This window comes from Microbacterium sp. NIBRBAC000506063 (genome assembly GCF_017968845.1).
In the GTDB taxonomy this organism is placed as follows: Bacteria; Actinomycetota; Actinomycetes; order Actinomycetales; family Microbacteriaceae; genus Microbacterium.
Window position 1 is genome coordinate 407099 of the sequence record NZ_CP072876.1, and the last position, 19088, is coordinate 426186.

13 protein-coding genes, 1 tRNA gene and 6 pseudogenes are annotated in these 19088 nt (G+C 68.4%); 11 read left to right on the forward strand and 9 right to left on the reverse strand.

Features of this window, described 5'->3' with window-relative positions:
- Positions 1 to 27: 27 nt before the first annotated feature.
- Positions 28 to 198, reverse strand: a pseudogene (locus KAE78_RS17165) (aldo/keto reductase); the annotation flags it as partial.
- A gap of 44 nt (positions 199 to 242) precedes the next feature.
- Positions 243 to 560: an aldo/keto reductase gene (locus KAE78_RS17170; RefSeq protein WP_262927719.1), complete on the reverse strand. Its 318-nt coding sequence runs from the start codon at positions 558 to 560 to the stop codon at positions 243 to 245.
- Between the two features lie 109 nt (positions 561 to 669).
- Here KAE78_RS17170 and KAE78_RS17175 point away from each other — a divergent pair.
- Positions 670 to 759, forward strand: a pseudogene (locus tag KAE78_RS17175) (MerR family DNA-binding transcriptional regulator); the annotation flags it as partial.
- A 33-nt stretch (positions 760 to 792) separates the two neighbouring features.
- Positions 793 to 996, forward strand: a complete 204-nt coding sequence (locus tag KAE78_RS17180) for a hypothetical protein (protein ID WP_262927720.1) — start codon at positions 793 to 795, stop codon at positions 994 to 996.
- Positions 997 to 1013: 17 nt separating this feature from the next.
- Here the strand turns inward: KAE78_RS17180 and KAE78_RS02295 are convergent.
- From KAE78_RS02295 to galU, 4 genes are all read right to left on the reverse strand, one after another.
- A tRNA-Ala gene (locus tag KAE78_RS02295) sits at positions 1014 to 1085 on the reverse strand.
- An 18-nt stretch (positions 1086 to 1103) separates the two neighbouring features.
- Entirely contained in the window at positions 1104 to 1946 is an 843-nt protein-coding gene (locus KAE78_RS02300) for a large exoprotein (RefSeq protein WP_223171589.1), read from the reverse strand.
- A gap of 117 nt (positions 1947 to 2063) precedes the next feature.
- Positions 2064 to 2693 carry a GNAT family N-acetyltransferase gene (locus KAE78_RS02305; protein ID WP_223171590.1) on the reverse strand — a complete coding sequence of 210 codons (630 nt, stop codon included), beginning with the start codon at positions 2691 to 2693 and terminating at the stop codon, positions 2064 to 2066.
- Between the two features lie 23 nt (positions 2694 to 2716).
- Positions 2717 to 3604: a UTP--glucose-1-phosphate uridylyltransferase GalU gene (gene galU, locus KAE78_RS02310; protein WP_223171591.1), complete on the reverse strand. Its 888-nt coding sequence runs from the start codon at positions 3602 to 3604 to the stop codon at positions 2717 to 2719.
- Between the two features lie 44 nt (positions 3605 to 3648).
- On the opposite strand from galU, the gene KAE78_RS02315 reads away from it, so the two are divergent.
- The 3 genes from KAE78_RS02315 to mscL are packed head-to-tail and all read left to right on the forward strand — an operon-like array spanning position 3649 to position 4961.
- Positions 3649 to 4233 carry a 5-formyltetrahydrofolate cyclo-ligase gene (locus tag KAE78_RS02315; RefSeq protein ID WP_223171592.1) on the forward strand — a complete coding sequence of 195 codons (585 nt, stop codon included), beginning with the start codon at positions 3649 to 3651 and terminating at the stop codon, positions 4231 to 4233.
- A gap of 25 nt (positions 4234 to 4258) precedes the next feature.
- Positions 4259 to 4531, forward strand: a complete 273-nt coding sequence (locus KAE78_RS02320) for an FmdB family zinc ribbon protein (RefSeq protein WP_223171593.1) — start codon at positions 4259 to 4261, stop codon at positions 4529 to 4531.
- 25 nt (positions 4532 to 4556) lie between these two features.
- On the forward strand, positions 4557 to 4961 hold the full coding sequence (gene mscL, locus KAE78_RS02325; protein WP_223171594.1) for a large conductance mechanosensitive channel protein MscL: 405 nt from the start codon (positions 4557 to 4559) through the stop codon (positions 4959 to 4961).
- 370 nt (positions 4962 to 5331) lie between these two features.
- Here the strand turns inward: mscL and KAE78_RS19205 are convergent.
- A pseudogene (locus tag KAE78_RS19205) lies at positions 5332 to 8964 on the reverse strand (DEAD/DEAH box helicase).
- 245 nt (positions 8965 to 9209) lie between these two features.
- On the opposite strand from KAE78_RS19205, the gene KAE78_RS02345 reads away from it, so the two are divergent.
- From KAE78_RS02345 to KAE78_RS02365, 5 genes and pseudogenes are all read left to right on the forward strand, one after another.
- Positions 9210 to 9743: a methylated-DNA--[protein]-cysteine S-methyltransferase gene (locus tag KAE78_RS02345; protein WP_223171598.1), complete on the forward strand. Its 534-nt coding sequence runs from the start codon at positions 9210 to 9212 to the stop codon at positions 9741 to 9743.
- A gap of 51 nt (positions 9744 to 9794) precedes the next feature.
- Positions 9795 to 10592 (forward strand): annotated as a pseudogene (locus KAE78_RS02350) (LuxR C-terminal-related transcriptional regulator); the annotation flags it as partial.
- A gap of 148 nt (positions 10593 to 10740) precedes the next feature.
- A complete protein-coding gene (locus KAE78_RS02355; RefSeq protein ID WP_223171599.1) occupies positions 10741 to 11067 on the forward strand; it encodes a DMT family transporter in 327 nt (108 codons plus the stop codon).
- Positions 11068 to 11115: 48 nt separating this feature from the next.
- Positions 11116 to 11459, forward strand: a pseudogene (locus tag KAE78_RS02360) (histone-like nucleoid-structuring protein Lsr2).
- A gap of 103 nt (positions 11460 to 11562) precedes the next feature.
- Positions 11563 to 13682, forward strand: a pseudogene (locus tag KAE78_RS02365) (MMPL family transporter).
- 7 nt (positions 13683 to 13689) lie between these two features.
- Here KAE78_RS02365 and KAE78_RS02370 read toward each other — a convergent pair.
- Both KAE78_RS02370 and KAE78_RS02375 read right to left on the reverse strand, forming a co-directional pair.
- Positions 13690 to 14190: a bifunctional nuclease family protein gene (locus KAE78_RS02370; protein ID WP_223171600.1), complete on the reverse strand. Its 501-nt coding sequence runs from the start codon at positions 14188 to 14190 to the stop codon at positions 13690 to 13692.
- A 644-nt stretch (positions 14191 to 14834) separates the two neighbouring features.
- The gene (locus tag KAE78_RS02375) at positions 14835 to 17084 is read right to left on the reverse strand and encodes a helix-turn-helix domain-containing protein (RefSeq protein ID WP_223171601.1); all 2250 of its coding nucleotides are present in this window, start codon (positions 17082 to 17084) and stop codon (positions 14835 to 14837) included.
- Between the two features lie 588 nt (positions 17085 to 17672).
- On the opposite strand from KAE78_RS02375, the gene KAE78_RS02380 reads away from it, so the two are divergent.
- Entirely contained in the window at positions 17673 to 19082 is a 1410-nt protein-coding gene (locus KAE78_RS02380; RefSeq protein WP_223171602.1) for a leucine-rich repeat domain-containing protein, read from the forward strand.
- Positions 19083 to 19088: the final 6 nt, after the last annotated feature.

Genomic DNA, 19088 nt, shown 5'->3' on the forward strand with positions numbered 1-19088 from the left:
GGCATCGATCGGCACGGCTCCCCGGGCGCTCGCGTGTGCGCGGGCACGCTCGACCCGCCACGCGGGATGGTTCGAGGCGCCCACGCGTCGCACGGTTCCCGCATCCGTCAGCTCGGCGATCGCCTCGACGCTCTCCTCGATCGGCACGGCGCGATCCTCCTGATGCAGCCACAGCAGGTCGATGCGGTCGATGCCCATGCGCTCGAGGCTCCCGGCGACGGCGTCGTGGATCGCCCGCCTGCTCAGCCCGCGCGGTGCTCGGGCCAGGAGCCCGCCCACAGCGGCTCGGCGCCCGCCTTGGTCGAGATGAGGACACGTTCGCGCACGCCGGGACGCGCCTCGAGCCAGCGGCCGATGACGCTCTCGCTCGCGCCGCCGTGCCCGTCGGGACTGTCCCAGAAGGCGTAGCAGTCGGCCGTGTCGATCCAGCGTCCACCGCGTTCGACGAATCTGTCGAGGAGCGCGAAGGAGGCGTCGTCGTCGATGCGCGTGCCGAAGGCCATGGCGCCGAGCACGAGCGGGGTGGCCGGCGCGACGCGAGGTGTGCTGTTCGTCATCATGCACCCAGCCTGCAATCTGGAGCGCGCTCCAGGTCAAGGGCTATCGTGAAACGATGACGACCTACTCCCCGCCGAGGCCGCCGAGCGCAGCGGCTTCTCGGTCGACACCCTGCGCTACTACGAGCGCGAGGGCATCCTCCCGCCGGTCGCCCGCACCCCGGGCGGCCGGCGCGCCTACAGCGACGGCGACCTGTCGACCCTGGACTTCCTCCGCTGCCTGCGCGACACCGGCATGCCGATCGAGCGGCTCCGGCGCTATGGCGAGCTCTGTCGCGACCCGGACACGATCCCCGAGCGCATCGCCCTGCTCCGCGAGCACGCGGATGCCGTGGACCGACAGATCGAGCAGCTGCACCGCCGGCGCGCCCGCCTCGACGAGAAGCTGGACTGGTACGACGGAGAGCTCGAGAGGTTGAGTGAAGCCCAAAAGCTCTGATCAGCGCATAAATTCGGTGGACCTAGGGGGATTCGAACCCCGACCTTCTCATTGCGAACGAGACGCGCTACCAACTGCGCCATAGGCCCGTGAACCTGACTAGATTATCACGCGCCGTCAGCCCGCTGCGCGCCGGGCCAGCAGCTGCCGCACGTGCGCCTCGATCTCGGCGTCGTCGACGTAACCCATTCTCGAGAACTCGGATGCCGCGGCAGCCGCCGCCGGTCGCTCGGCCGGTTTCGGAAGCTCGACAGGCGCCGGAGGCGCCAGCTTCTCGGCACGCCGACGCAGCTCCTCCGCCTGAGCGGCCTCGCGACGCAGACGCTGCGCATCGGCACTCGCCTGGGCGGCGTGGGCGCGCGAGCCCTCGACCGAGGTGAGCGGCTCGGGGAGCCGCCGGGGCGTCCATTTCGCCGGCCCTGGTCGTGCAGCGGCGGGGCGACGCGGGGCGTCGCCGCGACGGAGCCTGCCGCCTCACGGCGTGCCGCGCGCGCGGCGACGCTCGACATCCGCTGCAGTACGAGAGCCGCCGCGACCACCAGCGCGGCACCCGTCCACGCGAACAGGGTCGCCCCGGTCGAGAGGATCTGCCACACTCCGAGAGCCGTGAGCGCCAACCCGGCCAGCAGCACGACCGTCGCCGCCATCCGCACCCGGCGGCGCGCCCGTGCCTGGCGGACGGCCGGGTCGGCGCGGGTCGCAGCGAGCTCGGCGCGCAGCAGCTCGAGCTCGGCCGCCTCACGCTCGGCCTGCACACGCTTGGCGAGCTTCTGCTGCGCGTGCGCCGAGCGGGCGTTGAGCTCGAGGTGCACCTCGCCGGGCGTCTCGCTCGTCTCGGCGAGGACGCGCAGCGCCTGGTTGAGCCGCACGGCGTTGCGCTCGGAGGCGTAGAACTGGTTCCTGCCGCGCCAGGACGGCAGAAGATACAGGAGCCAGAGCAGCGCAGACACCAAGACGATAACGCCTCCGCTGAGAACCGGCCCCTCCATACCGTCAACGGTAGGCGACGGCCCGCCCCGCGCCCCCGCACGGATCACGCGTGTCGCTCAGCGTTGTCGATCGGGAACTCAGCGGCGCTGATCGGGAAGATGCTCGGGAGGGACCTCACCGGCATCCGCCGGCACCTGCCCGTGCAGCCACCGGGAGAGCACGCCCTGCGGGACGTCCTCGGTCGTCAGCGCGAAGCAGAGGTGGTCGCGCCACTCGCCGTCGATGTGGATGTACCGACGGCGCAGCCCTTCGTAGCGGAAGCCGAGCTTCTGCACGACACGCAGACTCGCGGTGTTCTCCGGACGCAGACACACCTCCATGCGATGCAGTCCCATCTGCGTGAAGCACAGGTCGGTCGCCAGCGCAACGGAGGTCGGTGTGATGCCCAGGCCGGCGAAGCGCTCGCTGACCCAGTACCCGATCGTCGCCGAGCCCAGAGAGCCGCGCGCGATGCCCCAGACGTTGAGCTGACCGGCGACCTCGCCCTCGTACTCCATGACGAAGGGGTAGCCGTTGCCGTCACGGTACTGTTGCAGGAGCCGCCGGATGTTCACCCGCATGTCGAACGAGGTCGATCCACCCGGGATCGTCGCCTCCCAGCGACGCAGCCAGGCGCGGTTGCTCATCAGCTCGTGCTGGAGGACCTTCGCATCGCGCGTCCGTACGAGTCGGATGCCGACCGGACCGTGACTGTGCCCGAGCTCCATCGTCGCTCCCGCCCAGGCCGCGGCTACAGGCCCGCGGCGAACTCCTTGAGCCACGGCCGAAGCTCGGAGCCCAGGTCGTCCCGGTCGGTGGCGAGCTGCACGATCGCCTTGATGTAGTCGACCCGGTCGCCCGTGTCGTAGCGACGCCCGCCGAAGACGACCCCGAGGACGCCGGGTCCGGCGGCATCGGCGGCGAGCTCCTGCAATGCGTCGGTGAGCTGGATCTCGCCGCCCTTGCCGGGCTCGGTGCGCTCGAGGATGTCGAAGACGGATGCCGGCAGCACATACCGGCCGATGACGGCCAGGTTCGACGGGGCCTCCTCGCGGGCGGGCTTCTCGACGAGACCGGTCACCCGCACGATCTGGTCTTCGTCGGTCGGCTCCGCCACCGCGGCGCCGTACAGATGGATGCTGTCGGGGTCGACCTCCATGAGCGCGATGACCGCGGCTCCGGTGCGCTCGTGAGCCTCGATCATCGTCGTGAGGAGGACGTCGCGCTCATCGATGAGGTCATCACCGAGGAGCACGGCGAAGGAGCTGTCTCCGACATGTGCGCGGGCACGCAGGACGGCGTGTCCGAGTCCCTTCGGCTCGCCCTGACGCACGAAGTGGATGTCGGCCAGATCGCTGGAGGCCATCACCCGCTCGAGGCGTCGCTCGTCGCCCTTCTCCATGAGCTTGACCTCGAGCTCGGGCACCGAGTCGAAGTGGTTGGAGATGGCGTTCTTGTTGCGTCCGATGATCACGAGGATGTCGTCGATCCCGGCGTCGACGGCCTCTTCGACCACGTACTGGATCGCCGGCTTGTCGACGACCGGCATCATCTCCTTCGGCAGCGCCTTGGTGGCCGGGAGGAATCGAGTCCCGAGACCCGCGGCGGGGATGACTGCTTTGACGGGAGAGCGCGACATTCTCTCAGCATAGTGCGGCGGTCGTCCCGGATAGACTGGGGCGCATGTCCAACCAGGTGGATCACGCCAAGCGCGCGCTCCGCGCCGAACTCCGCGAGCGACGCCAGCTGCTGTCGGACGCGCAGCGGGAGGCTGCGGCATCCAGCCTCGCACGGCAGCTCGACGCGCTCGTCGACGACCACCGGGCCTCGTCGATCTCCTGCTACCTCTCGACGACGACCGAGCCGGGAACGCGGGAGTTCGTCACCGCGGCCGTGCGGCGCGGCATCCGCGTCCTCCTCCCCATCACCCGAGAAGACGGGCTGCTGGACTGGGCCGTCGCCGACGACAGCGACGACGTCGCCGAAGGACTGCTGGGGCTCCCGGAGCCGACCGGGGAGGTGCTCGGGCCGATCGCCGTGAACGACGTCGACCTCATGATCATCCCGGCCGCCGCCGTGGACCGCGCAGGCACGCGCCTGGGCTGGGGCCGCGGCTTCTTCGACAAGACGCTCGGCTCCATGGAGCAGCGACCCCCCGTCTACGCGGTGGTCTACGACTCCGAGATCCTCGACGACCTGCCCCTGGACCTGCACGATCAGCCGGTCAACGGCATCGTCACCCCCACACAGACCATCCCCCTCGCCTGACGGCCCGTCCCACCACGGAAGCACCATGCCCACCTACGCCTACGCCTGCACCGCCTGCGGTCACCGCTTCGACGCCGTCCAGAGCTTCGCCGAAGCCGCCCTCACCGACTGCCCCGAATGCCAGGGACGCCTGCGCAAGGAGTACGGATCGATCGGCGTGACCTTCAACGGCTCCGGCTTCTACCGCACCGACTCGCGCGCCGGTTCCGAGCAGAAGAAGGATGCTCCGTCATCATCGAAGGCAGACAAGCCCGCGAGCGCCGCCCCGGCGTCCGCAGCTGCGTCGGCCTCGTCCTGAGGTCGCGATCCGACCGGGAGGTTCCATGTTCAAGGGGTTCAAAGAGTTCATCGCCCAGGGCAACGTCATCGACCTTGCCGTCGCCGTCGTCATCGGCGGCGCCTTCACCGCGATCGTCAATGCCGTCGTCTCCAGCGTGATCGAGCCGCTGGTCGCCCTGTTCTTCGAGGCGGATGCCGCGGGCAACTTCGGCCCGAGCGTGACCAACATCTACGGCGACACCGTGACGTTCCCGCTGGGTGAGCTGATCTCGGCGGTCATCAGCTTCCTCGCCGTCGCGTTCGTGGTCTACTTCGTGTTCGTCGCGCCGATGAACAAGTACAAGGCGCACCAGGCGGCGAAGAACCCCGCCGTCGAGGAGGAGACGCTGCCCAGCGAGCAGGAGCTGCTCATCGAGATCCGCGACCTGCTGCGCAAGGCGAACGCGTAGAACCGATTCGCGCACGGCGGGCATGAAGCCGTGAGGTTTCGACGCGCACGGCCTGCGGCCGTGCTGGCTCACCCTTGACACGCAGTGGGCCCGTGAGGTTTCGACGCGCACGGCCTGCGGCCGTGCTTGCTCAACCTTGACACGCAGTGGGCTCAAGGCCGCTGCGCGGCATTGAGCCCACTCGTGTCAATAATGCGGGGGCACGTCTCGCCGCATCCGCTCGTCGTTGGGGCCCGCGGCTCCCGGGGCGGGTGAGGAGAGCTCGTCGTCCGCCCCTTCGTCCGCGGGCACGGGCTCGGGAGTCGTCCCGGGCGCCGGCGTCAGCTGTGCGCGACGGCGCCCAGGAACACGGACGATACGCTGCTGCCGATCACTGCTGGTCACGAGGATCGATGATATCGAGCGGCTCCGTGTCCGTGTCGGCGCGCGGCGTCTCCTCGGCGATGCCGAGGACCACCGCGATGCGCGAGGCGACCGTCGCGGGGTCGCTGTACAGATCGAAGGCGTGCACGCGCACGTAGTGCCAGCCGAGGCGCCGCAGCACGAGCGGACGCAGCCGCAACGACTCGCGCAGCGACTCGCCATGCGCCTCCGGAACCGACTCGATCACGACCGCCTTGCCCTGATACTGAGCCACCAGCGGCAGAAGACCCCGGTAGTCGACGTCGACCGAGGCGCCGAGGCGTCGCAGTTCGCGGGCGAGGACGAGCGTCAGGGGGTCGGCGAGATCCTCGAGGCGCGGCTCGCGACCCCGGGCGGCCAGGTTCCCCAGGATCGACATGAGCGTCGCCGCGCCGTGCTCCAGACGACCGTCGTCGAAGGAGGTCGGGCGGATCGAGGAGACGAGCACCATCGAGCGACGGGCGCGCGTCATCGCGACGGTGAGCAGCCGCTCGCCGTCGGGCAGGGACAGGTCGCCGAAGTCGCTGAGCACGCGGCCGTGCTTGGTGAGGCCGTAGCCCAGGGAGAAGATCACGCGGTCCCGGCTCTCGGCGACCGACTCCTCCAGTGTGAGCACCGCGAAGGGCTCGGCGGTGTCGCGGTTCACGAACGCCGCGACATCCGATCGTCCGGCGAAGGCGGAGGTGACCGCGGCGAGCACGCGCTTGGCATGACGCTCGCTGGCCGTGACGACCATGAGCGACTCGGCAGGACGGTTCACCGCGTGCTCCACGACGAGCGTCACGACGCGGGCGACCTCGGCATCCGGGCTCTCCACCGCGCCGGTCACCGGGTCGGGCGTGCCGACGCCGCCCTCGACGTAGTCGACCGTGAGGCTGCCGCGGCCGAGGTAGGAGCCCGCCCAGGGCAGCGAGACGATCTCGCCGTCGTAGAAGGCGTCGTTGATGAGCTCGGCGAGATCCTCGCCGCCGGCCCGGTAACTGCGTGTGAGCGTCATGACCGGCAGGAGCTCGGCGAGACGCTCGAACACCGGCATCTCGTCGAACTCGACCTCCGGCTCCCACTCCTCGCCCGGATCGATCGACAGGTCGAAGGGAGACGGGCGCTGCGTCACGGGGTCGCCGAAGGCGACGACCTGGTGGGCGCGGCGGATCGCCGGAGCCGCCTCGGCGAGGTTGATGGCGGCGGCGTCCGCGAGCAGCACGGTGTCGAAATGCACGGAGTCGGGGATCTCCGGCACCTGGTACGGGGAGGCGATCCAGACGGGCGCGAGGGCCGCCACGAGGGTGGGGGCCGCGGAGACGATCTCTGCGGTCGTCGGATGCCCCTGGGTGAGCGCCCCCGCAGGTTCTGGGTCTCCTCCGGCGCATCGACGATCGCGATGCGCCACTGCCCGGCCAGCTGCCAGGCCAGGAGCTTGCCGGCCGCGGCGGCGTGCGCCTCGTCAACGAGGCGGAAGTCGCGCTCGAGCCGGTCGACGATGGCCGTGTTCGCGCCCAGGAGCGCACGATCCTCCTGCAGGACGTGCTCCAGGAGCGACTGCCACCAGGCGAACTCCAGCTCGTCGGCGACGCGCTCCTCGGCGACATGCCGCGTGGACAGCTCGGTCAGCAGCGGCTCCAGGCCCCACTCCGCGAGGCGTCCGCGCAGCGTCGCGCGCTCGACGAGATTGTCGAAGACCGCCGACTTGGCGGCGAGGCCGGCGAGCGTGCGCACGAGCCTCTCGACGGGAAGGTTCGACAGCTTCTCCTTGCGCCCCAGCGCCGTGTCGAGATCGGCCAGCTCCGCGTCCACGCGCTGCCAAGCGACCTGGAGGTCGCCCAGCCCCAGCGGCACCTCGGGCACGACGCCCTCGGCGACGTAGCGTCGCCATTCGTCACGCTGACGCTGGATCCGCGTGAGCGCGTCGTACATGTCGGCGATGTGCACGCCGGGACGCACGTACTCCTTGGACAGGCGGCGCAGCCGCCGGCGGTTCGCCGCCGACATCGCGGGAACATCGCGACGGGGGCCGTGCGCGGCGATCAGCTCGCCGAGCGGCCGCTCGTACACCGTGGGGCTGAAGCGATCCAGCGAATCGCGGATCCCCTGCAGTAGACGGAGGTAGTCGCCGAGCTCGCCGATCGTGGCGAAGGGCCGCATGTGGGTCTGGGCGACGAGCGCATAGCCCCGCTCCAGAAGAGCGGGCACGCTGGTCCTGTGCAGGCGCGCGGCCAGCGCGTGGGCGGAGCGGGCGTCCTCCGTCGTGGCGAACGTCACGCCGTACCAGGGGAATCGTCCGGCCCGAAGCGGAACTCCCCCAGGCGCGCGGCCTGCGTGAGCACCTCGGCGGCCTCGCCGCGTGCGCCGGCCAGCCGTTCCAGCGAGCGGAGGCTGAGCCGGGCGGTCGTCGACGGCGGGGACGGCAGCGCCGCCAGTCGGGTCAGTTCGCGGACGGCGTCCAGCACCGAGGCGCCGAGGCCCGGCCTCGTGAGCGTCACGGCCGAGCGATAGTCGCGGAGCACCGTGCGCAGCCGCACGAGGGCATCGTCGACCTCGGCGAGCGCGGGCGCCGTCGCCTTCTCGTTGCGGCTGATCCCGCGGATCAGATCCTGTCGGATGCTGCCGGGCGAGACCGCCATCCCGCCCAGACCGATGCCGGCGAGGCGGTGGCGCACGCCGTCGAGAGTCGAACGCCGGGTGGAGACGACCAGGACCCGGCGTCCTGCGCGCACGAGGTCGCCGAGTGCGTTGATGACCGTCTGGGTGCCCCCCGTACCGGGGAGCGTCTTCACGACGACGGAGTGCCCTGCCGCGATGCGCGAGAGCACCTCCTCCTGCTCGTCGTCGGCGTCCAGGAGACGGTTGTCGGATGCCGGCGAGCGGTCGTCGGGGCTCGTGATCTCCGGGACGGGTCGCTCCGCCGTGACCTGCTCGAGGTCGTCCACGTGCCCGGCGAGGGCGTTGCAGACGGGGTGATCGAGGGTGCGGATGTCGTCGGCCATCGTCTGCCCGACATCGGCGAAGGTCGAGATGACCAGGCGCGGCCGCACCGCGAAGGTGTCGACGTCGCGGGTCGCGGCGCGCAGGCTGTCGATGACCGGCTGGGGCTGGAAGATCCCGCCGTCGTAGGCCAGCGCGGCAAGCGCATGGGCGTCGATCATGAGCCCGAAGTGCTCGGCGACCAGCCGCACGAGCTCACTGTTGACCGTGAAGGATCCCTGCAGCTTGAGCTCGAAATCGGAGTGGTGGCGTCGGATCGCGAGGGTCGCAGCAGCACGGGCGCGCTGAAGTCGGCACCGCCGATCCGCCAGCTGGCCAGGCCCACCGCCAGATGCACGGCGTCGATGCCGCGGATCGTGCGCAGCTCGCTCTGTTTGGCCGTGATGCGCTCCGCCGCGAGCCGCGCGGTGCGCCGCCCGACCTCATCGCGGAAGAGGTTCGACAGCAGCGTCGACTTCCCGGTGATGAACTGCGGGATGCTGCCGGGATGCGCGCGCGAGATGTCGATGCCCGACTCCGGGGTGTCGCGGAACATCACCAGCGGCGACGGGCCGCCCAGGTCCGCCGCCTGGGCCTGCAATCGCGTGCGTGCTGCGTCGGCCACATGTGCGATGTTCATCCCCGTTCCGGTCGTGGCGAGATCGCCGAAGGTCACCGGAGAGGACGTCGACTCCTCGTCCGCCAGAGATCCTTCACGTCGCCACACAAGTGAAGCGTAGGCTTGCGGGACGGCAGGCGGCCGTAGGCGGGGCGGGTTTCACGGGATTCGTCGACTTCTTCTGCACCGATCAGGGATTGTGTGAAGTTGTTCACGAAGGCGTCGGATGCCGTCCGCGGGGTCGCCCCGACCAGCAGGATGGCCGCATGACCTACCGATACGACTTCGTCCCCACTCCCTTCGGCGATGCCCTCGCCGTCTTCTCCGACGACGGGATCGTCCGCTTCGACCTCTCCGAGGCCGAGGACCCGACGGTCCCCTGGCTGCTCGAGAGCGTCGCCCTCTCGCTGGGCGCGATGCCCGAGCCCGATGCCGGCGCCGCCGACGAACTCGCCCACCTCGTCGCCGAGTACTTCGAGGGCCTGCCGATCGACTTCCGCGAGCACGTCGCGTTCGACTGGCGGCTGGCGACCGGCTTCTCCGGCGACGCGCTGCGCGCGATCGCGGACATCCCCTTCGGTGAGACGATGAGCTACGGCGAGGTCGCGATCCGGGCCGGACGCCCGCGCGCCGCCAGGGCGGTGGGCACGGCGTGCCGGCTGACCCCCTTCTCGGTGATCGTGCCCGTGCACCGTGTGGTCCGCTCCGACGGCTCGGTCGGCCAGTACGGCGCCTATCCGGAGCGCAAGCGGTACCTCATCGATCTCGAGCGGGAGGCGGCGCGTGCAATGGTAGATTGACGCGCACAGGCGTGAGCCCGCCCGCCCTCGGAAGCAGATCCCGTGACGACCGTGAAGCCCCTCGACGACGAGACGCAGCTCGTCGATCAGGCCGTGCGCGAACTCGCCCGGCGCACGCGCTTCCCCGTCGCCTTCGGCGGGCTCCTCGACGGCGGCGAGGTCGACGTCACCAGCATCGTCGGCACGCGCACGCGCAGCCTGGAGGGTCTGCGCGTCCGGCTCCAGCGCGGCCTCGGCGGCAAGGCCATGACCGAGCGGCGCCCGCGGATGACGACCGACTACCGCACCTCGCAGCAGATCACGCACGACTACGACGGCTTCGTGCTGGGTGAAGGGCTGGGCGCGCTCCTGGCCGTCCCCATCGTCGTGGAGGGTCGCTCCCGCGGCGTGCTCTACGCCGGCGCGTGGGCCGAGCGGCCTCTGGACGGCGTCTCCGCGGCACCGGCCGTCGAGGTCGCACAGGACATCGCGACCGAGCTCCGCGTGCGCGACGAGGTCGCCAGACGGCTGCACGAGATCGTCTCACCGGTGCTGTCGACTCCGCACCGGGAAGGGCTGAGAGAGAGCTTCGCAGAGCTGCGCAGCATCGCCTCCGACGTCACCGACGACACCCTGCGGGCGCGCCTGGCAGCCGTCGAGCAGCGGCTGCTGTCGCTCTCCGGCGGGGCCGAGTCCTCGGAGGCAGGAGAGACCGGCATCCGTCTCTCGCCGCGTGAGACCGATGTGCTCGCCTGCGCCGCCGTCGGTGCCACGAACGCCGAGATCGCTGCGCAGCTGGGCCTGCGCGACGGCACGATCAAGGCCTACCTCTCCAGCGCCATGGCCAAGCTCGGCGTCTCGACCCGACATGCGGCCGTGACGCAGGCACGACGGCAGGACTCCTGCCCTGAGAACGCACAGGGCGCATTGTTAGACTTCTTCCCGATCGCAGAATTGCGGTCCCGGACGAGGCAGGCCAGTACCCGGAAATTGACGACTGGTCCGAAAGGACCGCATCATGTCGTGGATCATTCTCATCGCATCGGGTGTTTTCGAGGCCGTGTGGGCGACAGCCCTGGGAAAGTCCGACGGGCTGACGAAGCTCTGGCCGAGCATCGTCTTCTTCGGCGCCCTCGCCGTCTCCATGTTCGGGCTCGCCTGGGCGATGAAGGACATCCCCACCGGCACCGCCTATGCCGTCTGGGTCGGCGTGGGCGCCTCGCTCACGGTGATCTGGGCGATGATCACCGGCGACACGGATATCTCCTGGGTGCGCATTCTGCTGCTTATGGGACTTATCGGCTGCATTGTCGGGCTGAAACTCGTCGACGGCGACGCGCACTGAATTCGCCTTTCCCTTTCGGGCCCCGCGTGAACACAATAGGCTGTCGATATGGCAAAGCGGATTGTGCACCAATTGATCGACGATATCGACGGCACCGTGCTCGGCGACGGGAGGGCGAGACGATCCGCTTCTCCCTCGACGGCACCGCCTATGAGATCGACCTGAGCAGCGCCAACGCCGACGCCCTGCGTTCCGCGGTGCGCCCCTACATCGACGCCGGGCGCAGGGTGAGCGCCGCGGCATCCGGCTCCGCCGCACAGCGCAAGCGCGCCTCCCGTTCGCCCGAGACGGCGCGCATCCGGGCGTGGGCGGCCGAGAACGGCCACACGGTCTCCGAGCGCGGCCGCGTGCCGGCCCCGATCGTCGAGGCGTATCGGGCGGCGCACTCCTGAGGTCCGTCACGAACGACAGGGGTACACTCTCCCAGTGACCGCGCCGACTCCTGATTCGCCCGCCCTCCGGAGGACGAGACGGCGCTCACCCGGCGTCACCCGCCTGATCCGCGTCCTGCTCCCCGCCGCCCTCATCCTCGCGTGGCTCACCGGAGCGGCCATCGGCGGACCCTACTTCGGCAAGGTGAGCGAGGTCGCCTCCAACGATCAGACCACCTATCTGCCCGACTCCGCCGATGCGACGGCCGTGCAGCGCCTGCTCAGTGAGTTCACCGAGTCCGACGACATCCCGGCGATCGTCGTGTTCACGAGCGAGAGCGAGCTCGGCGAAGAGCAGCTCACGGCGATCTCGGATGCCGTGGCATCCACCGTCGACATCCCGGGCGTCGGCGACGCCGTCTCCCCTGCCCTGCCCTCGGAGGACGGGCTCGCCGTGCAGGCGTTCGTCCCGATCTCCTCAGACGCCGGTCTCACCGACACCGTCGAGGAGCTGAGCGCGCAGCTGCGCGCCGCGGCGCCCGCAGGCGTCGCGGTCCATGTCACCGGTCCCGCCGGCTTCACCGCGGATCTCGTGGCGGGCTTCGCCGGCATCGACGGACTGCTGCTGGGCGTCGCGCTGCTGGCCGTCCTCGTCATCCTCGTCGTCGTGTACCGCTCGTTCCTGCTGCCGGTCGTCGTGCTCTCCACGAGCGTGTTCGCCCTCTGCGTCGCACTCCTGACGGTGTGGTGGCTCGCCAAGGCGGAGATCCTGCTGCTGAGCGGGCAGACGCAGGGCATCCTCTTCATCCTCGTGATCGGCGCGGCCACCGACTACTCGCTCCTGCTGGTGGCCCGGTTCCGGGAGGAGCTGCGCATCACCCGCGACAAGGGCGCGGCGGTCATCGGGGCCGTCAAGGGCTCCTTCGAGCCGATCCTCGCCTCCGGCGGCACCGTGATCGCCGGCCTCATGTGCCTGCTGCTGAGCGATCTGAAGTCGAACAGCTCGCTCGGACCGGTGGCCTCGATCGGCATCCTGTTCGCCATGCTCGCCGCGCTGACGCTGCTCCCGGCCCTCCTGTTCGCCTTCGGCCGACCGGTGTTCTGGCCCAGACGCCCGCACTTCGAACCGGAGGTCGTGCAGGCGGAGGGAGGGATGCCCGCCACGAGTCGCTGGGCGGCACTCGCACGCCTAATCCAGCGCCGCAGCCGCCCCATCTGGATCGCCACGACCGTGGTGCTCCTGATCGGCGCGGCAGGGGTCACCCAGCTGAACGCCACCGGCGTTCCCCAATCCGAACTCGTCCTCGGCGCTTCGGAGGCCCGCGAGGGGCAGGTCGCCCTCGGCGAGCACTTCCCCGGCGGCTCGGGAAGCCCGGTCTACGTCGTCGTCGACGAGGAGCGGCTCCAGGATGCCGCGGACGTGCTGCTCGAGAGCACGGGCATCGATTCGGTGGCGGTCGCGGCATCCGACTCCCCTCCGGCACGGCCCCGGTCACCGAAGACGGCATCGGCGCGATCGGCCCTCCGGGAACGCCCGCGCCCGACCCCACGACCGTCGACGGTCAGGTGCTGCTGCAGGGGACACTGTCGGATGCCGCGGATTCGGATGCCGCCGCCGACACGGTCCGCGCGCTGCGCGCCGGCCTCGCCGACGCCGCACCCGGCGCTCTCGTCGGCGGTGTGACCGCCACGGCGGTCGACACGAACGAGGCGTCCATCCACGACCGGAACCTCATCATCCCGGTCGTGCTGGTGGTCATCCTCGTGATCCTCATACTGCTGCTGCGCTCGATCCTCGCCCCCGTGCTCCTCATCCTGACCACGGTGCTGTCCTTCGGCACGGCGATGGGCGTGGCCGCTCTCGTCTTCAACGGGATCTTCGACTTCCCCGGCGCGGACCCGGCCGTACCCCTCTACGGCTTCATCTTCCTGGTGGCGCTGGGCATCGACTACAACATCTTCCTCATGACACGGGTGCGCGAGGAGGCGCTGCGGCACGGGACGCGCGAGGGCATCCTGCGCGGGCTCACGGTGACCGGCGGGGTGATCACCTCAGCGGGGCTCGTGCTCGCGGCGACCTTCGCGGCGCTGTCGGTGATCCCGATCCTCTTCCTCGTGCAGATCGCCTTCATCGTCGCCTTCGGCGTGCTGCTGGACACCTTCGTCGTGCGCTCGCTGCTGGTGCCCGCGCTCGCTCACGACATCGGCCGGCCGGTCTGGTGGCCGGCGCGCGGCATCCGCTGACGCGCCCTCACTCCCGGAAGTCGTCCGGGTCGACGTGCTCGAGGAACTCCTTGAACTCGTCCACCCGTGCGTCGGCGTCGACCTCCTCATCGGAGGTCAGCGTGTCGGGGATGCCCGCCTCGTCCATCACCTCATCGGCCACCCAGAGCGGGGAACCGGTGCGGGAGGCGAGGGCGACGGCATCCGAGGGCCGCGCGTCCACGAGGTGCGCGGCGCCCTCGGCGTGAAGCGTGATCTCGGCGAAGAAGGTGCCGTCGTCAACGCGCGAGACCTCCGCCCGCGCGACCTCGGCACCGAGGGTGTCCAGAAGGGTGCGCATCAGGTCGTGCGCGAGCGGCCGCGGCATCTCCGCGCCCTCGATCGCGATGAGGATCGAGGTCGCCTCCTGCGGGCCGATCCAGATCGGCAGGAGCTTCCCCTCGCCGGGCAGCTCGTCGATCGGCTTGAGGAGGATGACATGCTGACCCGCGGCGTCCATGGCGACCCCGGCCACGCGCACCTGAACCATGCCGACTCCCTCCGGTGTGCGGTCACTGCCATCGTAGGCACGTCTCGCCGTCGGCGGTGCGCAACGTTTCTGACACCGCCTGTCGCTGCGCGCGGGAGGTGTGTGAGTTCCAGTACGCGGAGTCCTGGAATCCACGCAACGTCGTAAAGTTGCCTCGGTGTACCGGCGGCACCGGGTGCTGAGCCTTTGCTTTGCTCTGGCACCGCTATGCATCGCGATCATCGACCACGCCGCGTGGAACGCACGTGATGGCCTCGCGGCTCCACTGACCGCAGTCTCGCTTCAGCACACACTTGCGGTCACAGTATTCGTCGCTGCTCTCCCTCTCGCGTTTATCTACGATGTGCTGCGCCGCAGGCATCTGCCCCCCCCCCCCCCCCCCCCCCCCCCCCCCCCCCCCCCCGAGTTGCCACCGCCTGGGCTCAAGATGCACCGCTCAGCCCTGTCTCAGCCTCATGACCCGTGGCGGGCGCTGTTGAACTTCTTCGCGCTTGGTCACTACCGTCGCGGCTGGATCTCATCGGCCTATGACCGCGCTACGCCCGGCGGTGCGGGGCGCGCCAGTAATGACAACCATCGACTGACTGTATGGTTTCACGTCTTCTTTCCCTCGCGTGAGTCGCGTGCGCGATGAGCGCCCTGTTCTACGCGCGGAGGAGATCACGGAGTTCGGTTCGACTACCGACACCTAGCTTCCGGAAGGCGGAGGTGAGCTGGTTCGTGACCGTGTTGACAGAGACCTCGTTCATCTCGGCGATCTCCTTCGCGGAGTATCTGTCCGCAGCGAGTCGGACGACAAGATGCTCTCGTTCGGTCAGCAGGGTCGAGCGATCCGGCGCTGCGTTCCACAACGCCATCGCCGGCATGCGAACACGCATCTCATCTGCGGCGAGGAGATGCCGTCGTGCCGTCATCTCCGGCATCTTCCGCCGGTCTTTGACGTCCGATATCCACAGCCTGGTATCGGCGGCGGTGGTGGCAAGACCCAGTTCGGATGCGTCTGAGGCGATCTGCTCAAGCATGGCGACATCGCTCTCGGCGATGGCCTCGGCGTGGCTCGCGAATAGTCGTAAGAGGCTGCCTCCTGCGAGGTCGGAAGCGGCGCGCAGCAGCGCGGCGCTCTCGACGGGTCGTCGGCCCATCCGCGCAACGCAGTGTGCGATCATACCGGCGAAGTAGGTGTGCTGAGCTGTCATGAGCCACCCAGCCGTGTTGAGCAATAGATCTGCGCTCTGGTCAGCACGGCGTTCAGCGTTGGCCTGCCACGCCTCCACCCATGTTCGCAGCATGACTACCTTGGGGTCGTTTGCCGCCGTTTCAGGGATGCTGTCGAGTTCTCTATACGCCTCGACACTTCGCCCCGTTGCAATGGCAGCCGCGGCAGTGAGGGCGTGGGCGGCTGGCAGGAGACCGGTGCTGTCACGCCACGCGAGATGGGAGACTGCGACCTGACCTAGCGAGTACGCCTGCTCGGCATCCGCCGAGAGGAGTTCCAGGAACCCGAGGGCGTACTCCCAGATGCCCAAGGATTCCGGTTTGTTCTCTCGTGAGAACGCGATTGCTCGCGTCAACCGCCGCCGGGTGGCGAGCACATCCCCGCTATAGGACAACGCCATGATCTCGGTGAGTTCGATCAATGAATCGCCGCCTGGAACCAACGCCAGGTATTCGGCGGGAACCTCCCGCATTCGTGGCAGTAAGAGCGTGGTTTCTCGCAAGGGCCCGGTGATCACGCCGGAGACTCCGGCAGTGATCAGGCTCATCGCACCCTCTTGGCTGCTGCTTTCGTGAGGCGCAGTGATCGCATCGTGTGCTTGCCCGGCGACAGCGGCCCAGCGCAGACTCGCGCCTTGCAGGTGGGTGATGCTCGTCTCGTCGCGCACCATTTTGAGCGTACTTTGAATAACCTGGAGTGCTGCCGTTGCATCGCGGTGCCGGATGCCAAGATGCTGTGCGTGAGCGAGGGTGACTGATGTCCGTTCTGCATCGGTTCGAGCAAGTCGCTGTGCCTGGTTGAAGTGCAGATCGGCAGTGTCAGTATGGTCGAGCAATGATGCCGCAAGGCCAGCGACGCGACACGCAGCCAGAGCATCTGGTTCGATGTTCAAGACTGCGGTGGCTGCCCGGAGCGCAAGCCGTGCGTCGAAAGACCCGAGTGCGTACTCGGCCAATGAGATCATGGAGACAGTCTCGAAATCACAGCCGTGCTCCAACGCCAAGAGATCCGCCCGACGCTGTGCATGGGAGCGTGATGCTGCGGACGGACTCCTCAGCACGTCTATCGCACGGTGTGCGATCTCGTGCAGCAACGTCGAGGAACAGCGGGAAACGAGATGCGGCGCATCAAGCGGGTGCGCCAGTCGCAGCCAGCCGCAGTCACTGACCTCAATGAGGTTCGCGTGAGCCAGGGCATTTCGGTCTTCAGTCGTGACCTCATCAAAGGGACACTCTCCGGCCAAGGCAATGAGAGTGGCGGCTGTCATAGCGGTCGTGGACAGTCGGCTGAAGCGCTCCGCAAGGAGGCCGTCCAGCCGTTGCGTCAGTGCGGGCGACCCTTGAAGTTCCCAACCATGCGGGGTCTGGGTGAGGCGGCCACTGTCCGCCGAGCCTCGGACGATTTCACGCAGATGTAGAGGATTACCACCTGCTGCCGCGAGAAGCTCTGTCCGGGCTCTGGGTGTTGGTTCCCCGCCAACGAGGTCAGCGAGCAGCATTTCAGCCTCGGAATCGGACAACGCTGGCAGCGCCGTCTCTGTGAGGTAGCCGCTGTCGTAGAGATCACCGATGCCGTGCGGTGCCATACCGAGGTCGCGGACAGTGAGAATCGCCGGCACCTGGGTCGTGGAGACCAGCTGAGTGACAACGTACAGCGACGCGTCGTCGAGCAGATCCACGTTGTCAACCAGGAGGACGCTCCGAGAACGGCGGCGTGCAAAGGCATCCACGACGACCGCCGGAGACTCCAGTGCCGTAGCAGGGATATCCTTGATGCCCGCGAAAGCACCCAACGGGACCGACGACCCCGAACTGGTTCCAACGACGAGAGGCGCGTTCACGCCCGCCGCCGCAAGCGCCGCCTGTGTCTGCCGCAGCGTGTGAGACTTGCCGCTGCCATCGACGCCAGTGAGTACCGTGGCCCGACCATGTGTCACGGTCTCCTCCACCAGGTGGTTCACCGTGTCTTGGCGTAGTACTCCTCCGCTCACGCGCGACGTGTCCTCTCCGCATTCCAAGAGGACACGAACTGCGACGCGACCCTCATATGCATAGCCAATTTCTCACTATGGCTCCGGTCTGATGCCAAGCCTAGCGTTGACCACGCTTGCTATGCCCGCCGTCCACGAGAGAAACACATGCCAACACGCCGCTCTGCTAGGAAATCTCCACTGCCCGCTCTCGTTGCGGGCGTCTCCCTACTGGTTCTGTCTGCTCTCGGCGCGGCCACGCCCGCGCATGCGGCCGATGAGGCGACCGTCGACGGTGTGACCTATGAGCTTGTCAACGCAGCAGACCCGTCTCAGGGAGCCACTGCGAAGGCCTACACCGCGTCAGCCAACCCGGACCACCCGGAACTGGTGATTCCACCTTCGGTGGAAATCGACGGCGAGACAGTGCCCGTGATCGAAGTGGGAAACTCCGCATTCCAGAACGCAAATCTGGGATCGGTGGTGATCCCGAGTTCGGTGGTGACGCTCGGCCAGTTCGCCTTTGACGGCAACGGCGAACTCAACTCCGTTGAGCTGAGCGAGGGGCTGGTGAGGATTGGCAATCTGGCCTTTCGTGATGCTGCGCTGACGGCCATCGACATCCCAGAGACCGTGTCGAGGATCGACTTCCAGGCATTCCGGGGGAACAGTCTGGTGGCAGTCGAGTTGCCCGCCAGCCTGTCTCAGATCGGTGGCGGGGTCTTCTACGATAACCCCTCTCTTGAGAGAGTCAGACTTGTCGGGCCGCACCCTCAACTGCTCTTCGCAGACGGAAACCCGATCGGCGCGAGCGACGCCGCCACAAACCCGGTGATCGAGTTCTTCTGGCGTTACGGCCAGGACCAGGTGCCCGCAGGTACTGATGGCTACACCGCGCCGCAGATGTGGGGCTACAGCAGTGTGGCCCTTGCCGAGGTCACCTTTGAAGCACCAAGCCACAGTGTGCACGCCACGCGGCTCGTTCCACTCGACCGGACCGGAGACGACGGGTTCTGGGGAACTATCGAGACGGACGATCTGCCCGATGATCCGGTGCGCACCGATCATGAGTTCGCCTACTGGCTGGATCACTCTCGAAACATGAGGTGGGACTCTGGGGTTGCCATCGCACCTGTGATTGGGGATACCGTGCTCTACACGGGCTGGATTGATCTGCGTTGGGTGAGCAGCATCGTCCTCACTGCGACGCCGGAGGAGGCGACGGTGGGCGAAGCGGTGACACTCGCTGCGGAGGGTTTCAACGCCAGCGGTGTCTCCCTGGGCGACATCACCGATGAGATTGTATTCAACGATCCAAATGACAACAGGATCTTGTTCGAGGGCAACCGCGTGACCTTTTCAGAGGAAGGCACCTACACAATCACGGGCCACCACTCGGTGACGGAGCGCCCAGTGTCAATTGTGATTGATGCGCGGCCCGCCTCGACGACACTTCCCGATGACGAGGACGATGAGGCAACTCACGAGGACGATGACTCGACCATCGCGGATGACGAGGAATCAGTTATCACCGACAACGACGGAGGCCCCGCGGTTCCGGAGACTGAACAGCATCAGACCCTTCCCGCCACAGGCGCGGAGATCGGGCCCTGGACGGGTGTTGTGGGAGCGCTCTTGCTTGCCATCGGTGCCGGACTGCTCATCGCCCGTCGACACAGCACCATCGCAAATGGGAGCACACCGTGAGACCGA

Bases quoted from the DNA above. Each gene is read 5' to 3' on its own strand.
- KAE78_RS02355 (WP_223171599.1), top strand. From the start codon at position 10,741: ATGTCGTGGATCATTCTCATCGCATCGGGTGTTTTCGAGGCCGTGTGG.
- KAE78_RS02305 (WP_223171590.1), bottom strand. From the start codon at position 2,693: ATGGAGCTCGGGCACAGTCACGGTCCGGTCGGCATCCGACTCGTACGG.
- KAE78_RS02345 (WP_223171598.1), top strand. From the start codon at position 9,210: ATGACCTACCGATACGACTTCGTCCCCACTCCCTTCGGCGATGCCCTC.
- galU (WP_223171591.1), bottom strand. From the start codon at position 3,604: ATGTCGCGCTCTCCCGTCAAAGCAGTCATCCCCGCCGCGGGTCTCGGG.
- KAE78_RS02315 (WP_223171592.1), top strand. From the start codon at position 3,649: ATGTCCAACCAGGTGGATCACGCCAAGCGCGCGCTCCGCGCCGAACTC.
- mscL (WP_223171594.1), top strand. From the start codon at position 4,557: ATGTTCAAGGGGTTCAAAGAGTTCATCGCCCAGGGCAACGTCATCGAC.
- KAE78_RS02370 (WP_223171600.1), bottom strand. From the start codon at position 14,190: ATGGTTCAGGTGCGCGTGGCCGGGGTCGCCATGGACGCCGCGGGTCAG.
- KAE78_RS17180 (WP_262927720.1), top strand. From the start codon at position 793: ATGCCGATCGAGCGGCTCCGGCGCTATGGCGAGCTCTGTCGCGACCCG.
- KAE78_RS02320 (WP_223171593.1), top strand. From the start codon at position 4,259: ATGCCCACCTACGCCTACGCCTGCACCGCCTGCGGTCACCGCTTCGAC.
- KAE78_RS17170 (WP_262927719.1), bottom strand. From the start codon at position 560: ATGATGACGAACAGCACACCTCGCGTCGCGCCGGCCACCCCGCTCGTG.